The following is a 19,358-nucleotide window of genomic DNA, read 5'->3' as shown; positions in this document are numbered from 1 at the left end:
TTTAATATTAATGATTTAATCAATGAAATTTAACTTTTGGTTAATTATTAAAAATATAATTAATAATATTAGCTCCCATTTTTAATGCTTTTTCTCGAATTTCTAATGGGTCATTGTGCACTTCAGCATCTTCCCAACCGTCTCCTAAATCACATTCGAAAGTATAAAGTAAAACAATTTGATTATCAATAAAAACTCCAAAAGCCTGAGGCCTTTTTCCATCATGTTGATGAATTTTTGGCAATCCGTTAGCAAATACAAATGGCTTTTGAAAAATGGGATGGCTCGATGGTATTTCAATTAATTCATTATTTGGAAAAAGTTTTTTGATTTCCTTTCTAATATATTGATCCATTCCGTAATTGTCATCAATGTGAAGAAAACCTCCCGAAGTCAAATAATTCTTTAGATTACTGACATCAGCATCGCTAAAAACCACGTTGCCGTGTCCGGTCATATGAACAAAGGGATAGGAAAACAAATCTGGACTGTTAGGTTCTACAGTTGCAGGTTTGGCTTTTATTTTGGTATTGATGTTTGCGTTGCAATATTTTATCAAATTAGGCAGAGAAGTTGGGTTTGCATACCAATCTCCACCACCATTATATTTTAATATGGCAACTTCTTGTGAAAATGAAGAATAGCTTATAAAAAGCAAAAGCACATATATCTTTTTCATGTTGATTAATCTTCATTTATAAAAACCACACTATGGCATGCAACTATTGCAGCAGTTTCAGTTCGTAACCTGGTTGCTCCTATGGATACTGGGATGAAGTTGTTTTCTAAAGCAAATGTTATTTCTTTATCTGAAAAATCTCCTTCAGGTCCAATAAGAATGGTGGTGTTTGTATTAGATTTTAAAATTGACTTCAATGATTTTTTATCGTCTTCTTCACAGTGAGCAATCAAAAGTAGATCATCATTATTGTTTTGAATAAATTCTTTAAAACTAATTGCGTTGTTTAATTTAGGTAAAAATAACACATTGGATTGCTTCATAGCTGTCAATAAAATTTTTTCAAATCGTTCTTGATTAACTACTTTACGTTCAGATCGATCACAGATAATAGGTGTGATCTCATGAATACCAATTTCAGTGGCTTTTTCTAAAAACCACTCATATCTGTCGTTCATTTTTGTGGGAGCAACAGCCAAATGCAAATGAGATTTTGGTGTTTTTGATTTTTCAACCGAAAGAATTTTTACAGCACATTTATTGTCTGAAGCTAAGGTAATTTCAGTTTTAAATAAATTTCCTAATCCATTGGTTACATATAAAATATCAGTATCTTTTTTACGTAATACTTTAATTATATGTTTGCTTTCTTCTTTATCAAAAGAAAAAGATTCTGTAGCTTCGTTTATGTTTGGATTATAAAATAATTGCATGGTTTAGAATTGAATTCGTGCTTTTGAAACTACAGCAGAAGTTTCTAAATTTCGGGATAAAAACTTTTGATAACCTACAATTCCTATCATCGCAGCATTATCTGTTGTGTATTCAAATTTTGGAATATAGGTTTTCCATCCGTATTTTTGTTCAGCTTCAAATAAGGTTTTACGAATTCCAGAATTAGCTGATACCCCTCCGCCAATTGCTATTTGATTAATTCCAGTTTCTTTGACGGCTAGTTTTAATTTATCCATTAAAATCTCAATTATAGTTGCTTGAATTGATGCACAAATATCGTTTAAATTTTCATCAATAAAATTTGGGTTTTCTAACTTTTTCTTTTGAATAAAATATAAAATAGCTGTTTTCAAACCTGAAAAACTAAAGTCTAATCCAGGAACTTTTGGTTTTGTAAAAGCAAAGGCTTTTTGATTTCCAAGTTGGGCATATTTGTCAACTAATGGACCTCCAGGGTAGGGCAGTCCTAATATTTTGGCACTTTTATCAAAAGCTTCACCAACAGCATCATCGGTTGTTTCTCCTATAATTTTCATATCAAAGAAATCATTTACTTTCACGATTTGTGTATGTCCACCAGAAATGGTTAAGGCTAGAAACGGAAATGTTGGTTTGTCAAATCCTTCCTCGGTTATGAAATGCGCCAATATATGGGCTTGCATATGATTTACGGCAATTAAAGGAATTTGCAAGGCTATCGACAATGATTTGGCAAACGAACTTCCCACTAAAAGCGAGCCCATTAAACCAGGACCTTGAGTAAATGCTATAGCTGATAATTGTTTTTTATGAATATTTGCTTTTTTTAGAGCAGCATCGACTACTGGTATTATATTTTGTTGATGTGCACGTGAAGCTAATTCTGGAACTACACCGCCATATTGTTGATGAATCAATTGGTTTGCAACAATATTTGACAAGACTTTGTCGTTATGCAATACTGCAGCAGCAGTATCGTCACAAGAACTTTCAATTGCAAGAATAAAAACCTCGGAATTTTGCATAAAAAGGCGTAATTTTTGAATTATATTTGACAATCTTAAATGAACATCAATTATCGAGGCCAAAATTAGATAATTTTTAGCTATAAAAAACGAGTTGATTGATTCAAATGGATTTATAATTAACAACAATTTTTTAATATCAAAAAAATCAAAAAAATAATATTCTATTCCATTCTAGTACTTTCACTACTAATATTGGCGCTTGGAATAGCATTAACATTACCTACAATACAAACTAAAATTGCTGAAAAATTTGTAAAAAGTATCAATGAAGATTTTGGAGTTAATATAGCTATTGATGAAGTTTCTTTGACTGTTTTTGGGGGAGTTAAACTAAAAAAAGTATTGATTTTAGATCATCATAAGGACACTTTGATTTATGCAAATAGAATTAAAACTAATGTTTTAGACGCCAAAAAATTGCTTGATGGAGATTTGATTTTTGGAAAAATTTTTTTAGATGGTTTGTATTTTAATTTAAAAACCTACAGAAAAGAACAGCATACCAATCTTGACGTTTTGATAAATTCATTCGATTCTGGAAAACCAACTACAAAACATTTTTTGATGACGGCAAATAAAGCAACCATTAGTAATGGACATTTTATTTTGACCGACCAAAACAGAATAATACCTAAAGATGTCGATTTTACTAAGCTTAGTATTTCTTTAAGCAAATTTATGATTTATGGACCTGATGTAAATACAGTTATTGAAAAAATGTCTTTTAAGGATCATCGAGGAATTTTTGTTGAAAATTTAAGTTCTGAGTTTAGTTATACAAAAAAACAAATACGCCTTGACAAACTCAATTTGAAAACAATTGATTCAAAGATTAGCGCTGAAGTTGTTTTGAATTATAAAATTGAAGATTTTAAGAATTTTAATGATAAAGTAAATTTTGATATTCAACTACATTCGTCTACAATTAGTTCAAATGATATACATTGTTTTTACAAAGGAATAGGTAAACATCTTACATTTATTACTCAAGCCATTCTTAAAGGAACATTAAATGATTTGACTTTTTCAAATTTAAAGTTAACTGATTCAAAAAACACTTATTTAAAAGGTAGAATCAATTTGAAAAATAGTTTTGGCAAAGCAGATCAAAGGTTTTACATGAATATTAAATTTGATAAGTTCTCTTCTAGCTATCAAAATTTGGTCACTTTACTTCCAAATGTTTTAGGCAAAAAACTACCCCAAAACATTAAAAAACTTGGTGTTTTTGACCTTTTTGGTGATTCACAAACAACAGCAAACACCATTATTGCCAATTTGAATATTAAAACTGATTTAGGTAATATTAAATCTAAATTAGATATTAAAGGTATTGACTTTATAGATAAAGCTTCTTATAAAGGTAATTTGATTTTAGATAATTTTGATTTAGGTGCTTTTTTTGAAAGAACAGATGTGAAAAAAGCAACGGTGGACATTGATATTGATGGTGTAGGATTTTCAAAAAAATATTTGAATACATCTATTGCAGGAAATATAAATCAAATCAACTATAACGATTATAATTATTCAAATATTAAGTTAAATGGTGATTTTAAATTACCACTTTATAAAGGTCAAATTTCTATAAATGACCCAAATTTGAATTTAGATTTTGAGGGCTTAATTGACTTGAGTGCCAAAGAAAACAAATATGATTTTCATGTAAATGTTAAAAATGCGGATTTAAATAAATTAAAATTTATAAAAGATTCAACATCTATTTTAAAAGGTGATATTGTAGTTCAAGCTTCGGGAAATTCAATAGAGAACATTGTTGGGAAAGTTTATATTAATAATACGGTTTACCAAAACCAAAAAAGAACTTATATTTTTGATGATTTAAACATTAATTCTAGTTTTGATCAAAATCAAGTAAGATCAATTAACGTTAATTCTCCAGATGTAGTTGAGGGAATTATTATTGGTAAATATAAATTTAGTGAATTAAAAAAATTGGTTACCAATTCACTAGGTAGTTTGTATGCAAATTATAAGCCTTTGAAGGTAAATAAAGACCAATTTTTAAAATTTGACTTTGTTATTTACAACAAGATAATTGAATTGTTTTTTCCTGAAATTAATATTGGTTCAAATACGATGGTTAAGGGTAATATTAATTCAAATATTCAAGAATTTAAGCTCGATTTTAATTCTCCTCAAATTACTGCTTTTGCAAACGTTTTTGATAATATTAAAGTTAAAATCGATAATAAAAACCCGCTTTACAATGCTTATGTTGAAATGGATAGTATTAAAACCAAGTATTATAAAATTAGAGACTTTAGCTTAATTAATGTTACTATGAAAGACACTTTGTTTTTTAGGTCTGAGTTCAAAGGTGGCAAAAAAGGACAGGATTATTATAATCTAAATTTATTTCATACCATAAATAAAGAAAATAAAAACGTAATTGGTATTAGTAAATCTGAAGTGAAGTTTAAAGATTACTTATGGTTTTTAAATGAAAATGAAAATCAAAAAAATCAAATTGTTTTTGATAAATCCCTGCAAAATTTTAATTTTAATGACATCATTTTAACACATAATAATCAAGAAATTATTTTTAAAGGTGATGTTAAAGGACCAAAATTTAAAGATTTAAAAGTAAGTCTTAAAAACGTTGATTTAAATCAAATAACACCTACTAATCCTAAATTTGTTTTTAATGGTAATATAAACGCACTTGTAAATTTCAAACAAGATGGTGCTGTTTTTCGACCTACTGCATCGATTTTAATTGATCATTTAGATATTAATAAAACACCACTAGGGGATTTAAATTTTGATATTTTTGGTGATGAAAGTTTTAAGAAATTCAGTCTAAATGCTACTATAAAAAATGATAATTTAAAACCTTTAAACGCTACTGGAAATTTTGAAATTGTTAATAACAGTACTGTTTTGGATTTAAATTTAAAATTAGACAATTTTAATTTAGGCGTTCTTAGTTCACTAGGAGGTGATGTGATTTCAAACATAAGAGGCTTTGTATCTGGAAATGCTTCAATCGGTGGAAATATAAATAAACCTGATATTAATGGACGACTTTATTTAGAAAAAGGAGGCTTAACCATCCCATATTTGAATGTTGATTATGAGTTAAAAGATAAATCAATTGTGGATATAACTAGTGAAAAATTTATATTTAGAAAAAATATACTTACTGATTCAAAGTATGTCACTATAGGAGTTCTTAATGGTAATATTCAGCATAATGTTTTTTCTGATTGGAAATTAGATTTAAATATTAGTTCAAAGCGATTACTAGTTTTAAACACTATTGATCATGAAGATGCTGCTTATTATGGAACGGCTTTTATAGACGGAAATGCTACTATTAAGGGGCCAACAAATGAGTTATTTATAAAAGTTGATGCCAAATCAGAAAAAGGATCTTCATTGAAAATTCCTATAAATGATGTTGAAAATATTAGTGAAAACAATTTTATTCATTTTTTAAGTCCTAAAGAAAAGTATAATTTAAAAAAAGGGATAGTCGAAAAAAACAACAATTACATGGGACTCGAACTTGAATTTGATCTTGATATTACACCTAATGCTGAAGTAGAGGTAATTTTAGACAGAGTATCTGGACACGGAATGAAAGGGAGAGGTAGTGGAACTTTATTATTTAAAATTAACACTCTAGGTAAATTTAATATGTGGGGTGATTTTCAGGCATACGAAGGTTCCTATAATTTTAAATATGGTGGGATTATAGATAGGAAATTTGACGTTAAAAAAGGGGGGTACATATCATGGGAAGGTGATCCTTTGAAAGCTAGACTCAATTTAGAGGCAGTATATAAAACAAGTGCTAACCCAGCATTGTTATTAGAAAATTCATCTTTAAATAAAAAAGTTCCAGTTGAATTGATTATTGGCGTAAGAGGAGACTTAGCGAGTCCAGAGCCCGACTTTAATTTTGAATTTCCAACCATCAGCAGTGTTTTAAAATCAGAAATTCAATATAAATTGAATGACAAAGATGTTAGACAAACACAGGCACTATATTTATTGTCTGCAGGAGGGTTTCTAAGTTCAGAAGGTGTGACGCAATCCGATTTTTCAAGAAGTATTTTTGAAACTGCAACAGGATTGTTAGGTGGAATAATTAAAACGAATAATGACAAGTTCAAGGTAGATTTTAATGTTATTTCTGCTGATAGAAGAATTGGTAAAGAATCTGATGGAAGATTTGTTGCTAATATTTCTTCAAGAATTAATGAAAGAATTACTTTTAACGGTAAAGTTGGAGTTCCTTTTGGCGGAATTAACGAAACAGGAATCATAGGTGACGTTGAAATTCAATATAGGGTAAATCAAGATGGAACTTTAAATTTAAAAATGTTTAATCGAGAAAATGATATTAATTATATAGGTCAGGGTATAGTTTATACTCAGGGTTTAGGTCTTTCTTATGAAATAGATTTTGATAATTTAAATGATTTAGTAAATAAGGTATTCAATAAAATTAAATCTGATACTAAAATTAAATCAGGATTAAAAGATAAAGGTTTAAATGACATTAATTTCGAAAATTTAAATTCAAAATCGTCAAAACCCAAAATAATATTACCAATACTAAATAAAGAAGGAATTATTCCCGAAGAATAATTTTAAATCACCCTAAAATAAAAGATTAAATTGAATATTTTTTGAAATATTAATTGTCAACTTATTAACTAAAACGTTTGAATTTAATGGTAAATTGGTAATTAATTGGAAAGTGACTCTGATATTGTTGAATGTTTATTAATTTTACAAATAAATATATTTTTAATGCCAGAAATAATAAAAAAAATTGGTGTGCTTACCTCAGGAGGCGATTCACCAGGAATGAATGCAGCAATTAGATCAGTAGTTAGAACATGTGCTTTTCATAATATAGAATGTGTTGGTATATTCAGAGGATATCAAGGTATGATTGAAGGAGACTTTGAAATTATGACAGCTAGAAGTGTACATAATACAATAAATAAAGGCGGAACAATACTTAAATCAGCGCGTTCAAAAGAATTTAGAACAGCAGAAGGACGAAAGAAAGCATATGATGAAATCATCAAAGCAGAAATTGATGCTTTTGTAGTAATTGGCGGAGATGGTAGCTTTACAGGTGCAGAAATTTTCAATAAAGAGTATAAGTTTCCAGTAATGGGAATTCCAGGTACAATTGATAATGATATTTTTGGCACAAGTCATACTTTAGGTTATGATACCGCCTTAAATACGGTTATAGAATGTATAGATAAAATTCGAGACACCGCCAATTCACACAATAGATTGTTTTTTGTTGAAGTGATGGGTCGAGATGCCGGTCATATAGCGTTAAATGCAGGAATAGGTGCTGGTGCTCAAGAGATTTTGATTCCAGAAGAAGACATGGGACTAGAAAGGTTGATTGAATCGCTTCGCAAAAGTAAAGCTTCAGGAAAGTCTTCTAGTATTGTAGTTATTGCTGAAGGGGATAAAATTGGCAAAAGTGTTTTCGAATTAAAAGATTATGTAGAGGCTAATTTACCTGAATATGAAATTCGAGTTTCTGTTTTAGGTCACATGCAAAGAGGCGGATCACCATCTTGTTTTGATAGAGTACTTGCTAGTAGATTTGGTGTAAAAGCTGTAGAGTCCTTGTTAGAAGGAAAATCAAATTATATGGTTGGGTTATTAAATAATAAAATTGCACTTACACCTTTATTAAAAGCTATCAAAGGAAATACAGAAATTGATAGAGAATTATTAAGAGTTTCAGAAATAATGTCAACATAATAAAATAAATTAACGATTAATTAAAAAAAGAATGTCAAAAGTAAAATTAGGAATAAACGGATTTGGTAGAATAGGAAGAATTGTTTTCAGAGAATCTTTCAACAGAGATAATGTTGAGGTAGTAGCAATAAATGATTTGTTAGATGTAGATCATTTAGCATATCTATTAAAATATGATTCAGTTCATGGACGTTTTGATGGTACAGTTGAAGTAAAAGAAGGGAAGTTATATGTAAACGGAAGAAATATCCGTATTACTGCCGAGAGAAATCCAGCTGACTTGAAATGGAACGAAGTTAATGTTGATGTAGTTGCAGAATGCACAGGTATTTTTACTACTATAGATACTGCTAATGAGCACATTAAAGGTGGTGCCAAAAAAGTAATTATTTCTGCTCCATCTGCTGACGCTCCAATGTTTGTAATGGGTGTAAACCATGAAACAGCAAAAGCTTCTGATTTGGTAGTATCTAACGCATCTTGTACTACAAATTGTTTAGCTCCATTGGCTAAAGTTATTAATGATAATTTTGGAATTGTTGAAGCTTTAATGACAACCGTTCATGCTACAACTTCAACTCAAATGACTGCTGATGGTCCTTCAAGAAAAGACTGGAGAGGTGGTCGTGCAGCAAGCATAAACATTATACCTTCATCGACAGGTGCTGCAAAAGCTGTTGGGAAGGTTATTCCAGAATTGAATGGAAAATTAACCGGTATGGCTTTCCGTGTTCCTACTGCTGATGTCTCTACGGTAGATTTAACAGTAAAAGTTGCTAAAGAAACTTCTTATGAAGAAATTATGGCTGCTTTAAAATTAGCTTCTGAAACTACAATGAAAGGAATTATGGGATATACTGAAGATGCTGTTGTATCTCAGGATTTTATCTCAGATAAAAGAACTTCTATTATTGACGCTACTGCCGGAATTGGTTTAAATTCAACTTTCTTTAAGTTGGTTTCTTGGTACGATAACGAATATGGTTATTCAAGTAAATTAATTGATTTGTCAGTTCATATTGCGGGTTTAAAATAATTATATAAAGAAAAGACTATCCCGTTAAATTTATTTAACGGGATTTTTATATCCTTAAAAACCCTTTTCGTAAATCTAAATTAAATATAATGAGATTATTAGTTGATAGTGGCTCAACAAAAGCCGACTGGATTGCAATTGATGATGATGGTAAAGTATTATTTACTACTCAAACTCTGGGTTTAAATCCTGAAATACTTGACGGAGAAGAAATTATTGAACGTATTAATAGTCGATTTGATTTATTACAAAATAAAGACATTGCAACACACCTATTCTTTTATGGTGCAGGATGTGGAACTGATAATATGAAAATTTCATTAAAAAAAGTTTTTCAAAACTATTTTACTAAAGCCATTATTGTTATTCAAGAAGACACCTATGCAGCGGTTTATGCAACCACTCCAATAGGAGAAAAAGCAATTGTTTGTATTTTGGGTACTGGTTCTAACTGTAGTTATTTTGATGGAGAAGAGTTGCATCAAAAAGTACAATCACTAGGCTACATAGTAATGGATGATTGTAGTGGTAATGTTTTAGGTAAGGAATTAATACGAAAGTATTATTTTAATAAAATGCCAAATGAATTAGCTATAGAATTTGAAAAAATGTATGATTTAGACCCTGATTTTATTAAAAATAAATTATACAAAGAACCAAATCCTAATGCTTATTTAGCAACATTTGCTAAGTTTTTAATTCAGAATAAAGACACCAAATTTTGTAAAAAAATTATTTATAAAGGCATGAAGTCTTTTGTAAAAAATTACATCATGCAATATGAAAATCATAAAGAAGTGCCAATTCATTTTATAGGTTCTATAGCTTTCTATCTAAAAGATGAATTGCAAGTAACCTTTGATAAATATAATTTACAATTAGGAAATGTTTTAAGAAGGCCTATCGACGGTCTTATTGATTATCATGTCGCAAATAAATAATTATTTTTCATCTAAAGGTTTAAAGAATAGCAATCATAGAAATTTCTATATTTACATTTTTAGGTAAACCGGATACTTGAACCGTTTCTCGAGCTGGAGCGGTTATTTCGTTAAAATATGATCCGTAAATAGTGTTTATAGCTCCAAAATCGTTCATATTCTTAATGAAAATTGTTGATTTCACTACGTTTTCAAAAGTCATTCCAGCCGTTTCTAGTACAGCCTTCATGTTTTCCATTACTTGTTTTGTTTCTTCTTCAATAGTGGTTGTTATTAATTCTCCGCTTATTGGATGTATTGCAATTTGACCAGAAGTATAAAGAGTATTACCTTTTAAAACAGCTTGATTATAAGGGCCAATAGGGGCAGGTGCATTTTCGGAATAAATTATTTTTTTCATATAGCAATTAGACTAAAAGATTAATTTTAAATATTATCTATTTGATGTGCTTCGTTTATCCCATTTTATGTCACTCAACATTCCTGATTTTATACCTATAAAAAAACTCCAATTTGCAAAATCTCCAAAGGGTTGCCAATTAAAATCCATTCTCCAGCTCAATAAATCCCTCTCAAAACGGAGTTGTGTAAAAGTGACACCTTTTTGAACAAAATCATAACCAGTCGAAATCCCAGTTTTCCATTTAGGAGTTAAATCAGCGTTGGCTGAAATCATTATGGAATTACCAGTAATACTTTTCTCTCTATTATTATTGCCATAAGTAATTGAATAAGCGAAAGTCATATCCCAAGGCAGTTTTGACCTAAAAAACTCCGATACTATATTCTTTTTGTCATCATCAAAAAGGCTTCTTCTGTTACTTCCTATGTCAGTATTGGCTCCAAATAAGTCATCCTCACGACCACCATTTCTTTTGCCTTGATTGTTGTCATTTTTATTTTCATCACCATCACTGCTTGATAACGAATAATTTATGGTCATATTGGCACTCGTCATTCTAAACAAACTTCCGCCATTATCTATATTAAAAACATTTATTCTACTTCCAGAATTGTCAATAGCATATGGATCGAGAGTAGTTGCAAAATTCACTACCATTTTTTCTTTAAAAAACTGTGTGCCACCACTCAATCTTACTGCAGACCATGCAAGATTCGTTTTACCATCAGCATTTAAATCATATCCTGTTGAAAGGTTTAGGTTATTTAAAAGCATTATTTTTTTAGCTTCGGTTTTAGTACTATCTCTATCTGTTACTTTAGCCTCGAATGTGTTACTTAAATCAAATCCAATGCTATTAGAGTAATTATTATTAGGTCCTCCATAAATGCCATTTTCAAAACGAGTATATTCCTTTATATTTTCGCCACTAGCATCTGTTGCATAAGTATCAAAATATTTATTAAAACTTGGAGTATAGCTATGTGAAATAGAAGGTCGCATTACATGTCGAATAGATTTAATCTTTTTGTTTTCTCCAAAATTAAAAGTCCCATAAATTGTTGTTCCTAAACTAGAAGAAAAAGAATAAGTTCTATAAGCATCAAATCTATTTATTTCTGCATCGACAACCTTACTTTGATTAGAATCATAACCTTTTTTTGTTGTTTTTAAATACCAAACTTCTTTATAATTTGCAGAAGTGGTTGCGCTAAAATACTTAAATATTTTAAAATTAGTATTTATTGGAATCGAATGCTCCATACCAACTTTAGCGTTTTTAAACATTTCAGATTTGAAAAATAAAACATCGGTTGTTGTAAAACTATTTCTTGCATTTAAATTATATTGTAAATTGATGTTCTTAAAAAAACCTTTTTTTTCTCCACCATTATTTGCAAAAGGAAATATTCTATCTACACTAGCTTGCAGTGTTGGTAGCGTCATATCAATTTGTTGAGTTTGCGTGTTTTGTGAATGTGTTGCAGTAAGTGACATTCTAACTTGCGGAATTGAATTAAAAGTTTTAGAATATGAAACAGAAGAACTTAAAGTGTTATTTAGATTAGACCCAATATTAACCTGATTTATAGATTGTTGAAAATACTTACTGCTTCCAAGATTAACTGATGCGGAAAAACTTGAATTAGGATTTGCTTTCGTGTCTCTAGAATGTGACCATTGAATATTGTATATTTTTTGTTTGAAATAATCTGGATAGCCTCTTTCACTTGTAATTAAATTTTCAAATCGAAAATTCAAATTGCCCCTGTAATAATATCTCTTGGCATAAGATGATTCAAAACGCATTCCATAACTTCCGTTAGTATAATAATCTCCAGTAACTGTTAAATCATAATTATCGGTAAGTGCAAAATAATAGCCTCCATTTTGCAATGAAAACCCACGACTATTAGAATCATTATAACTTGGAAGTATGATGCCTGAAATACTAGTTTCTTTGCTCATTGGTATAAATGCATATGGCAAAGCTAACGGAGTAGGTACATCCGCAATTACCAAATTTGTTAAGCCAGCAACTACTTTTTTTCCTGGTATAAACTTTACTTTAGTTGTTTGAAAATAATATTCGGGATGATCAACATCTCTAGAGGTAGTAAATCTTGCGCCTTTTAAGAAATAAACTGAATCATTTTCTTTTTTTGTTATTGCTGCTTTTACTTTAAATTCACCTTGCTCTGTTCTTGAATTCCAGATTAAAGCTTTTTTAGTTTTAAAATTAAATCTTATAGAATCAGGTTCGATAATATTAGCACCTTGTTTGAAACTAGGATATTGTGTAAATGAGCCAGTGGAGTCTTTAATGCGTCCTGCATAAACTTCATTTTTTTCATAATCCATAACAATTATTCCTGATTTTAATTCTATATCTTGGTAATAAAGTTCGGCTTTGTTATATAATGTAATTCTTTTTTTCTTTTGCTCTATTTTGGCATATTTTTCAGCTTTGTATTTTACTTTTCCATCTAGGAAAACTTTTTTGGATTTAGAAGTATCAATTTTTATACTATCTTTTTCTATTATTGCTGAAGAAATGTAGGTTTTTGAACTATCAACCTTAGTTTCAGGTTTTTTGTTTTTTAATGTTGAAGGTATTGTCATTGGTTTTCTTTTCACATCCTGAGAATATAGTTCGCCAAAACCAATTGTTAGGAAAAATGATAATAAAACGATATTAAATAAGTTTGTATTCAAAGGGATTAATGCTATTTTTGTAAAATTATGGCTTGTTTTTTGAAGTTTCAAACTTACATATAAATATTTGTCAAAAATAGTCAATTATTAAATTTATGAACATCCTCTTTTATTAAAATTAACTTTTAGATTTATGTACATATTTAAACAAACTAAACTAATATTACTTTTTAATTTAATTTTTTTTGCATCTATAAGTTATTGTCAAACAAATACTTTTAAAGTAGCTTTAGATGCAGGCCATGGTGACCATGATTTTGGGGCAGTTTACAATGGTCATGTTGAAAAGAATATTGCTTTGGCTATTGTTCTTAAAGTGGGTAAAATTTTAGAAGAAAATTCTAAAATTGATGTTATTTATACGAGAAAAACCGATGTTTTTATTGATTTAATTGAAAGAGCAAATATTGCAAATAGGGCTGATGCCAATATTTTTGTATCAATTCATTGTAATGCTAACAGAAATACTGTTGCAGACGGAACAGAAACTTATGTGATGGGTATGACTAAAGTAGCTTCTAATCTTGAAGCTGCCAAAAAAGAGAATGCTGTTATTACACTAGAAAAAGATTATAAGCAAAAATATGAAGGTTTTGATCCCAATTCACCTGAAACAATGATAGGGATGACTTTGATGCAGGAGGAATATTTAGACAATAGTATATCGTTAGCTAGTAAAGTCGAAGAAGCTTTTGAATCATTAGGTAAGAAAATTAGAGGAGGAGGAGTTAAGCAAGCCCCATATATGGTTCTTCATAAAGCTTATATGCCTAGAATTTTAATCGAAACTGGTTTTATTTCGAATCCTATTGAAGGAGCTATTTTAGACTCAGAAGAAGGACAAAACGATATTGCCAAAGCTGTAGCTGATGCTATAATTAGTTATAAAAAAGAATACTTTGGTAATGGTAATGAAGAACCTATTAATGATAAACCTTCACAGAGAATAATTGATAAACCCTCAAAGGACACTTCTAATAACAGTTTAAAAACAATAGATACTCAAGTTATTAAAAAAGAACCAATTCTTAAAGAAGAACTAAAAGGTATTATATTTAAAGTACAACTTTCAGCAAGTGTTAAAAAGTTGGAATTGACACCTAAGAATTTTAAAGGGTTGGATGAGGTTTCAATTTCTCAAACAAATAGTTTGTATAAATATATGTATGGAGAAACATCAGATTATGAAAAAGCTAAAATTCTTTTGAAAGAAGCAAAATCAAAAGGGTATAAATCAGCCTATTTAATTGCATTTAAAGAAGGCAAAAGTATAAGTATTAAAGAAGCACTTAGATAATATTAATATCAAATTTGATTATTTTATATTAAATTTGAATAAACTTATTGATTTTGAAATTAACACGAGAAATTAAAACTACAATATTAGTAATATCATCGATACTCTTATTTATTTGGGGTTATAGTTTTTTAAAAGGCAAAGACATTTTTACAAACTACAAAACTTTTTATGTAGAATATGAAAATGTTGAAGGATTAAATGCATCTGCTCCAGTAACACTTAACGGTCTTAATATTGGTAAAGTAAATAGCATTGTTATAGATTCAGCTACAGGAAAACTTATTGTAGAATTACAATTAAAAACAGATTTCCCTATTTCTAAATCAAGTGTTGCTACTATTTATGAACCTGGTTTTATAGGCGGGAAACAAATTGCCATTTATCCTAATTATGAGGACAAAACTCTTGCGTTAGATGGAGATACATTGCAAGGGAATGTTAAGTTAGGCCTGACTTCATCCATAAGCGAAAAACTAGTTCCAATACAAGTTAAACTAGAGAAATTAATGTCAAATGCTGATGTTTTAATATCCGGAATAAACAATGTTTTAGATAAAAAAACTCAAGAAGATTTAAAAATTAGTTTATCAGAATTAAGTAAAACGATGGTTGAATTTCACAAAGCTTCGGCAAGTGTCAATTCTCTTTTAGAAGATAATAAAGCTCAAATAAATGGAGTTGTGACTAATTTTAATAAAATATCAAGCGATTTTTCTAAAATATCAGATTCATTAAACAAAGCAGATTTGGGAAAAACTGCTAAAAATCTCGAAAAAACTCTTGCAACTGTTGATAAGTTAATGGCAGGAATTTATTCAGGAAAAGGAACTATCGGCAAAATGATGAACGACGAAGCTCTGTATAACAATTTAGCAAAAACATCAAAAGAACTTGAGTTGTTATTGCAAGATGTCCGACTGTACCCAACTCGTTATGTTAATGTTTCACTATTTGGAAAGAAAAACAAGCCCTATGTTGCGCCTGTAAATGATACCATTTCAAAAAATAAAAACTAGCATTTTATGAGCTATTTAGACAATATACTTTTTGCCGTACTCTTAATTATAGGTTTTGGATATTTTTATTCTAATGTGAAAAAAATCACCCGAAACATAAATTTAGGGAAAGCAGTCAATCGCAATGATAATGCCAAAGCCAGATGGAAAAACATGGCTATGATTGCTCTTGGTCAATCTAAAATGATTAAAAGACCCATTGCTGGTGTACTTCATATAATAGTTTATGTAGGATTTGTAATCATCAATATTGAGTTATTAGAAATTGTAATCGATGGTTTATTTGGAACGCATAGAATTTTTGCTTTTTTAGGAACTGCTTATAATATATTAATTGCCTCATTCGAAATTTTGGCATTATTAGTTCTGGTGGCAGTATTTGTTTTTTGGACAAGAAGAAATATTCTAAAATTGAAACGATTTGCTAGTTCTGATTTAAAAGGAAAACCTAAAAATGACGCCGATTATATACTTTATTTTGAAGTTGTTTTGATGTCTTTATTTTTATTAATGAATGCTGCTGATTATTACTTACAATATGTTCCAGGGGGTTTTGGTCATTATATTCAAGCGGGAAGTTTCCCTATATCTCAAATCATAGCACCGATTTTTGACGGAATGAGTAGTACGTCTGTTTTTATTCTAGAAAGAACTTTTTGGTGGTTACACATATCAATAATTTTAGTTTTTCTGAATTACTTATATTTTTCAAAACACTTACACATTATTTTAGCTTTCCCAAACACTTATTTTGCTGATTTGAATCCAAAGGGACAATTTGATAATTTAGAATCGGTTACAAACGAAGTGAAACTCATGATGGATCCAAACGCTGATCCTTATGCTGCAGCTCCAACTTCGGATGTACCGAGTAAATTTGGCGCAAGCGATATTCAAGACTTAAATTGGGTACAATTATTAAATGCTTACACCTGTACAGAATGTGGTCGTTGTACATCAGCATGTCCTGCAAGTCAAACCGGTAAAAAACTATCTCCTCGAAAAATCATGATGGACACCAGAGATAGGATAGAAGAAGTAGGTAAAAATATCGATGCTAATAAAGGGGTTTTTATTCCAGATAACAAAGCTTTATTGAACGATTATATCACACCCGAAGAGCTTTGGGCTTGTACATCATGCAATGCATGTGTTGAAGAATGTCCTGTAAATATTAGCCCACTTTCGATTATTATGGATATGCGACGCTACTTGGTGATGGAACAAAGTGCTGCGCCAACACCGATAAACGCCATGATGACCAATATCGAAAATAATGGAGCGCCATGGCAATACAATCAGCAAGATCGTCTAAATTGGAAAAACGAGTAGAATAATTTTGGCGTGACCCTTCGTAAAAACTTCGGGTCGAGCTATACGTTCCCGCTTTTTTTTTTCGGCAAAAAAGCCTCACAAAAAAGAGCTCCACTACTATCTCTCACGCAGAGAAGTATAAATTAATAATACAAAACGGTTTCAGATTTCAGTTTTTCAAAACTTTAAACCCTTAAACCTTTAAACTTTTTTATATGTCAGAAGTATTAATAGTACCCACAATGGCCGAAATGCTTGCTCAAGGAAAACAACCCGAAGTCTTATTTTGGGTAGGTTGTGCTGGGAGTTTTGACGATAGAGCAAAAAAAATTACAAAAGCATTTGTACGAATTCTAAATCGTGCCAATGTTCCTTTTGCAGTTCTTGGAACAGAAGAAAGTTGTACTGGAGATCCAGCAAAACGTGCAGGGAATGAGTTTTTGTTTCAAATGCAAGCTATGATGAACATAGAAGTTCTCAATGCGTATGAAGCAAAAAAAATTGTAACCGCTTGTCCGCATTGTTTCAATACCTTGAAAAATGAATATCCAGAATTAGGTGGGAAATACGAAGTAGTTCACCACACAGAGTTTCTAAAATCATTATTAGACGACGGAAGATTAACCATCGAAGGAGGACAATTCAAAGGAAAGCGAATTACATTTCACGATCCTTGTTATCTTGGCAGAGCCAATAATGTGTATGAAGCACCAAGAGATTTAATTCAAAAACTCGATGCTGAATTGGTCGAAATGAAACGTTCCCGTGCTAACGGTTTGTGTTGTGGTGCTGGTGGTGCACAAATGTTTAAAGATGCTGAACTAGGAAATAAAGAAATCAATATCGAAAGAACCGAAGATGCATTAGAAACACAACCGGATATCATTGCCGCAGGTTGTCCTTTTTGCAACACTATGATGACTGACGGTATCAAAAACAAAGAAAAAGAAGGTCAAGTTAAAGTAATGGACATAGCCGAATTAATCGCTAATGCTCAAGATTTGTAAATTAATTAAAAACCTGCAACCTGAAACCTGCAACCTGCTCCCGAAACTTCGGGACTTAAATCTAAAATCAAATGTTAGTTCCTTTCGAAAATTTACCCGAAGAATCAAAAATCTGGATTTATCAATCCAACAGAAAATTTTCAGATGAAGAATTTTCTCAAATAGAAATCGCTTTGCAATCTTTTCTTGAAAAATGGGAAGCACACAGTGTTGCACTAGAATCATCGTATCAATTAAAATACAATCGATTCATTATTATTGCCGTGAATCAGGAAGTGCAAGCTGCAACTGGCTGTTCTATTGATTCTTCGGTGGCATTTATTCAAAGTTTAGAACAAAAATACAATGTCGATTTGTTGGACAAAATGAACGTCACTTTCAAAAATGGCGAACATATTGCACACAAAACATTGATTGATTTCAAGAAAATGGCAAAAGAAAAAGCCGTTACAGAAAATACCATCGTTTTCAATAATCTCGTTAACAATATCGAAGAATACAACGAATCTTGGGAAGTTCCCGCTATGGACAGTTGGCACAGCCGGTTTTTTTGAAAATCATAAAAATAAAATCCTATTTTTACAACCGTGAAAAAAATAATTGCAATATCATTCCTATTTTTATTCTTGTGTGCCAACACAGAAGTAGGACAGTTATTGAAATTACCCAATTTAATAGTCCATTTCACAGAACACCACGACCACGAGGACGAACACAATATTTCATTCTTTGATTTTGTAAAAAGTCACTACAATGATAATCACAAACATTCTGATACCAACAAACACGACGAGCATCAAAACTTACCTTTCAAAACAATAAATACAAACGTAAATACGGTTATTGCTTTTGAAAACCAACCAACCATTTCATTCAGAAAACCAATCAGTATTGCTATAAATAATACTGTTCCTTACCACAGAGAATTTTACACTTCCGATGTTTTTGACTGTATTTGGCTTCCGCCCAAATTGTGTTAATGATTTTTTAGTATATTTAAATGCTACTTTTATTGAAGTACAAATTAAATATTAAAATGCTATTTGCTACATATTTTAGCGAATGGTACTTTTATCAATTTCATTAATTTCAAATTTATGCTGAATAAAATCATAGAATTTTCTATAAAAAATAAACTTATTGTTGGTTTATTTACTCTTGCACTTATTGGTTACGGAATTTTTCAATTTACCAATTTACCAATTGATGCCGTTCCTGATATTACGGACAACCAAGTACAGGTAATCACTTCCGCACCATCTTTGGGCTCAACCGATATTGAACGGCTAATTACCTTTCCAATCGAACAAGCCAATAGTAATATTCCTGGACTGAAAGAAATTCGTAGTTTCTCTCGTTTTGGATTATCAGTGGTAACTATTGTTTTTGATGATGATACTGATGTTTATTGGGCAAGACAACAGGTAACCGAA

Annotated in this window: 16 protein-coding genes; 11 read left to right on the top strand and 5 right to left on the bottom strand. The window is 30.3% G+C overall.

The window, feature by feature from the left end; all coding sequences use genetic code 11:
• Window positions 1-40 precede the first annotated feature (40 nt).
• The 3 genes from ACKVOD_RS00750 to tsaD are packed head-to-tail and all read right to left on the bottom strand — an operon-like array spanning window position 41 to window position 2,418.
• Window positions 41-679 carry a DUF4159 domain-containing protein gene (locus tag ACKVOD_RS00750; RefSeq protein ID WP_409207571.1) on the bottom strand — a complete coding sequence of 213 codons (639 nt, stop codon included), beginning with the start codon at window positions 677-679 and terminating at the stop codon, window positions 41-43.
• A gap of 5 nt (window positions 680-684) precedes the next feature.
• Complete coding sequence (locus ACKVOD_RS00745; protein ID WP_409207570.1) at window positions 685-1,392, bottom strand: 16S rRNA (uracil(1498)-N(3))-methyltransferase; 708 nt, start codon at window positions 1,390-1,392, stop codon at window positions 685-687.
• A 3-nt stretch (window positions 1,393-1,395) separates the two neighbouring features.
• Entirely contained in the window at window positions 1,396-2,418 is a 1,023-nt protein-coding gene (gene tsaD / locus ACKVOD_RS00740) for a tRNA (adenosine(37)-N6)-threonylcarbamoyltransferase complex transferase subunit TsaD (RefSeq protein WP_409207569.1), read from the bottom strand.
• A 195-nt stretch (window positions 2,419-2,613) separates the two neighbouring features.
• On the opposite strand from tsaD, the gene ACKVOD_RS00735 reads away from it, so the two are divergent.
• The 4 genes from ACKVOD_RS00735 to ACKVOD_RS00720 all read left to right on the top strand — a co-directional run bounded on the left by ACKVOD_RS00735 (window position 2,614) and on the right by ACKVOD_RS00720 (window position 10,170).
• Entirely contained in the window at window positions 2,614-7,041 is a 4,428-nt protein-coding gene (locus tag ACKVOD_RS00735) for a translocation/assembly module TamB domain-containing protein (protein WP_409207568.1), read from the top strand.
• Between the two features lie 165 nt (window positions 7,042-7,206).
• The gene (pfkA, locus tag ACKVOD_RS00730; protein ID WP_409207567.1) at window positions 7,207-8,193 is read left to right on the top strand and encodes a 6-phosphofructokinase; all 987 of its coding nucleotides are present in this window, start codon (window positions 7,207-7,209) and stop codon (window positions 8,191-8,193) included.
• Window positions 8,194-8,224: 31 nt separating this feature from the next.
• The gene (gap, locus tag ACKVOD_RS00725) at window positions 8,225-9,229 is read left to right on the top strand and encodes a type I glyceraldehyde-3-phosphate dehydrogenase (protein ID WP_409207566.1); all 1,005 of its coding nucleotides are present in this window, start codon (window positions 8,225-8,227) and stop codon (window positions 9,227-9,229) included.
• An 89-nt stretch (window positions 9,230-9,318) separates the two neighbouring features.
• Window positions 9,319-10,170, top strand: a complete 852-nt coding sequence (locus tag ACKVOD_RS00720; protein WP_409207565.1) for an N-acetylglucosamine kinase — start codon at window positions 9,319-9,321, stop codon at window positions 10,168-10,170.
• 19 nt (window positions 10,171-10,189) lie between these two features.
• Here ACKVOD_RS00720 and ACKVOD_RS00715 read toward each other — a convergent pair whose 3' ends face one another.
• Window positions 10,190-10,570, bottom strand: coding sequence for a RidA family protein (locus ACKVOD_RS00715; protein WP_409207564.1), 381 nt, complete (start codon window positions 10,568-10,570; stop codon window positions 10,190-10,192).
• 33 nt (window positions 10,571-10,603) lie between these two features.
• Window positions 10,604-13,339 (bottom strand): putative LPS assembly protein LptD, encoded by a 2,736-nt coding sequence (locus ACKVOD_RS00710; RefSeq protein WP_409207563.1) that lies wholly within the window; start codon window positions 13,337-13,339, stop codon window positions 10,604-10,606.
• Between the two features lie 82 nt (window positions 13,340-13,421).
• On the opposite strand from ACKVOD_RS00710, the gene ACKVOD_RS00705 reads away from it, so the two are divergent.
• The 7 genes from ACKVOD_RS00705 to ACKVOD_RS00675 all read left to right on the top strand — a co-directional run.
• Window positions 13,422-14,585, top strand: a complete 1,164-nt coding sequence (locus ACKVOD_RS00705; RefSeq protein ID WP_409207562.1) for an N-acetylmuramoyl-L-alanine amidase — start codon at window positions 13,422-13,424, stop codon at window positions 14,583-14,585.
• A 53-nt stretch (window positions 14,586-14,638) separates the two neighbouring features.
• A complete protein-coding gene (locus tag ACKVOD_RS00700) occupies window positions 14,639-15,604 on the top strand; it encodes an MlaD family protein (RefSeq protein ID WP_409207561.1) in 966 nt (321 codons plus the stop codon).
• Between the two features lie 6 nt (window positions 15,605-15,610).
• Window positions 15,611-16,936, top strand: coding sequence for a 4Fe-4S dicluster domain-containing protein (locus ACKVOD_RS00695; protein ID WP_409207560.1), 1,326 nt, complete (start codon window positions 15,611-15,613; stop codon window positions 16,934-16,936).
• A gap of 197 nt (window positions 16,937-17,133) precedes the next feature.
• Window positions 17,134-17,925 (top strand): (Fe-S)-binding protein, encoded by a 792-nt coding sequence (locus ACKVOD_RS00690; RefSeq protein ID WP_409207559.1) that lies wholly within the window; start codon window positions 17,134-17,136, stop codon window positions 17,923-17,925.
• 71 nt (window positions 17,926-17,996) lie between these two features.
• Window positions 17,997-18,479 carry an ABC transporter ATPase gene (locus tag ACKVOD_RS00685; RefSeq protein ID WP_409207558.1) on the top strand — a complete coding sequence of 161 codons (483 nt, stop codon included), beginning with the start codon at window positions 17,997-17,999 and terminating at the stop codon, window positions 18,477-18,479.
• 33 nt (window positions 18,480-18,512) lie between these two features.
• A complete protein-coding gene (locus ACKVOD_RS00680; protein ID WP_409207557.1) occupies window positions 18,513-18,905 on the top strand; it encodes a hypothetical protein in 393 nt (130 codons plus the stop codon).
• Window positions 18,906-19,022: 117 nt separating this feature from the next.
• Window positions 19,023-19,358 (top strand): efflux RND transporter permease subunit (locus ACKVOD_RS00675; RefSeq protein WP_409207556.1); only part of this gene is annotated, 336 nt, incomplete at its 3' end.

It is taken from the genome of Flavobacterium sp. (assembly GCF_046155325.1).
Classification (GTDB): Bacteria; Bacteroidota; Bacteroidia; order Flavobacteriales; family Flavobacteriaceae; genus Flavobacterium.
Note: the sequence above shows the minus strand (reverse complement) of the source record. Positions and strands in the feature narration are given on the sequence as shown.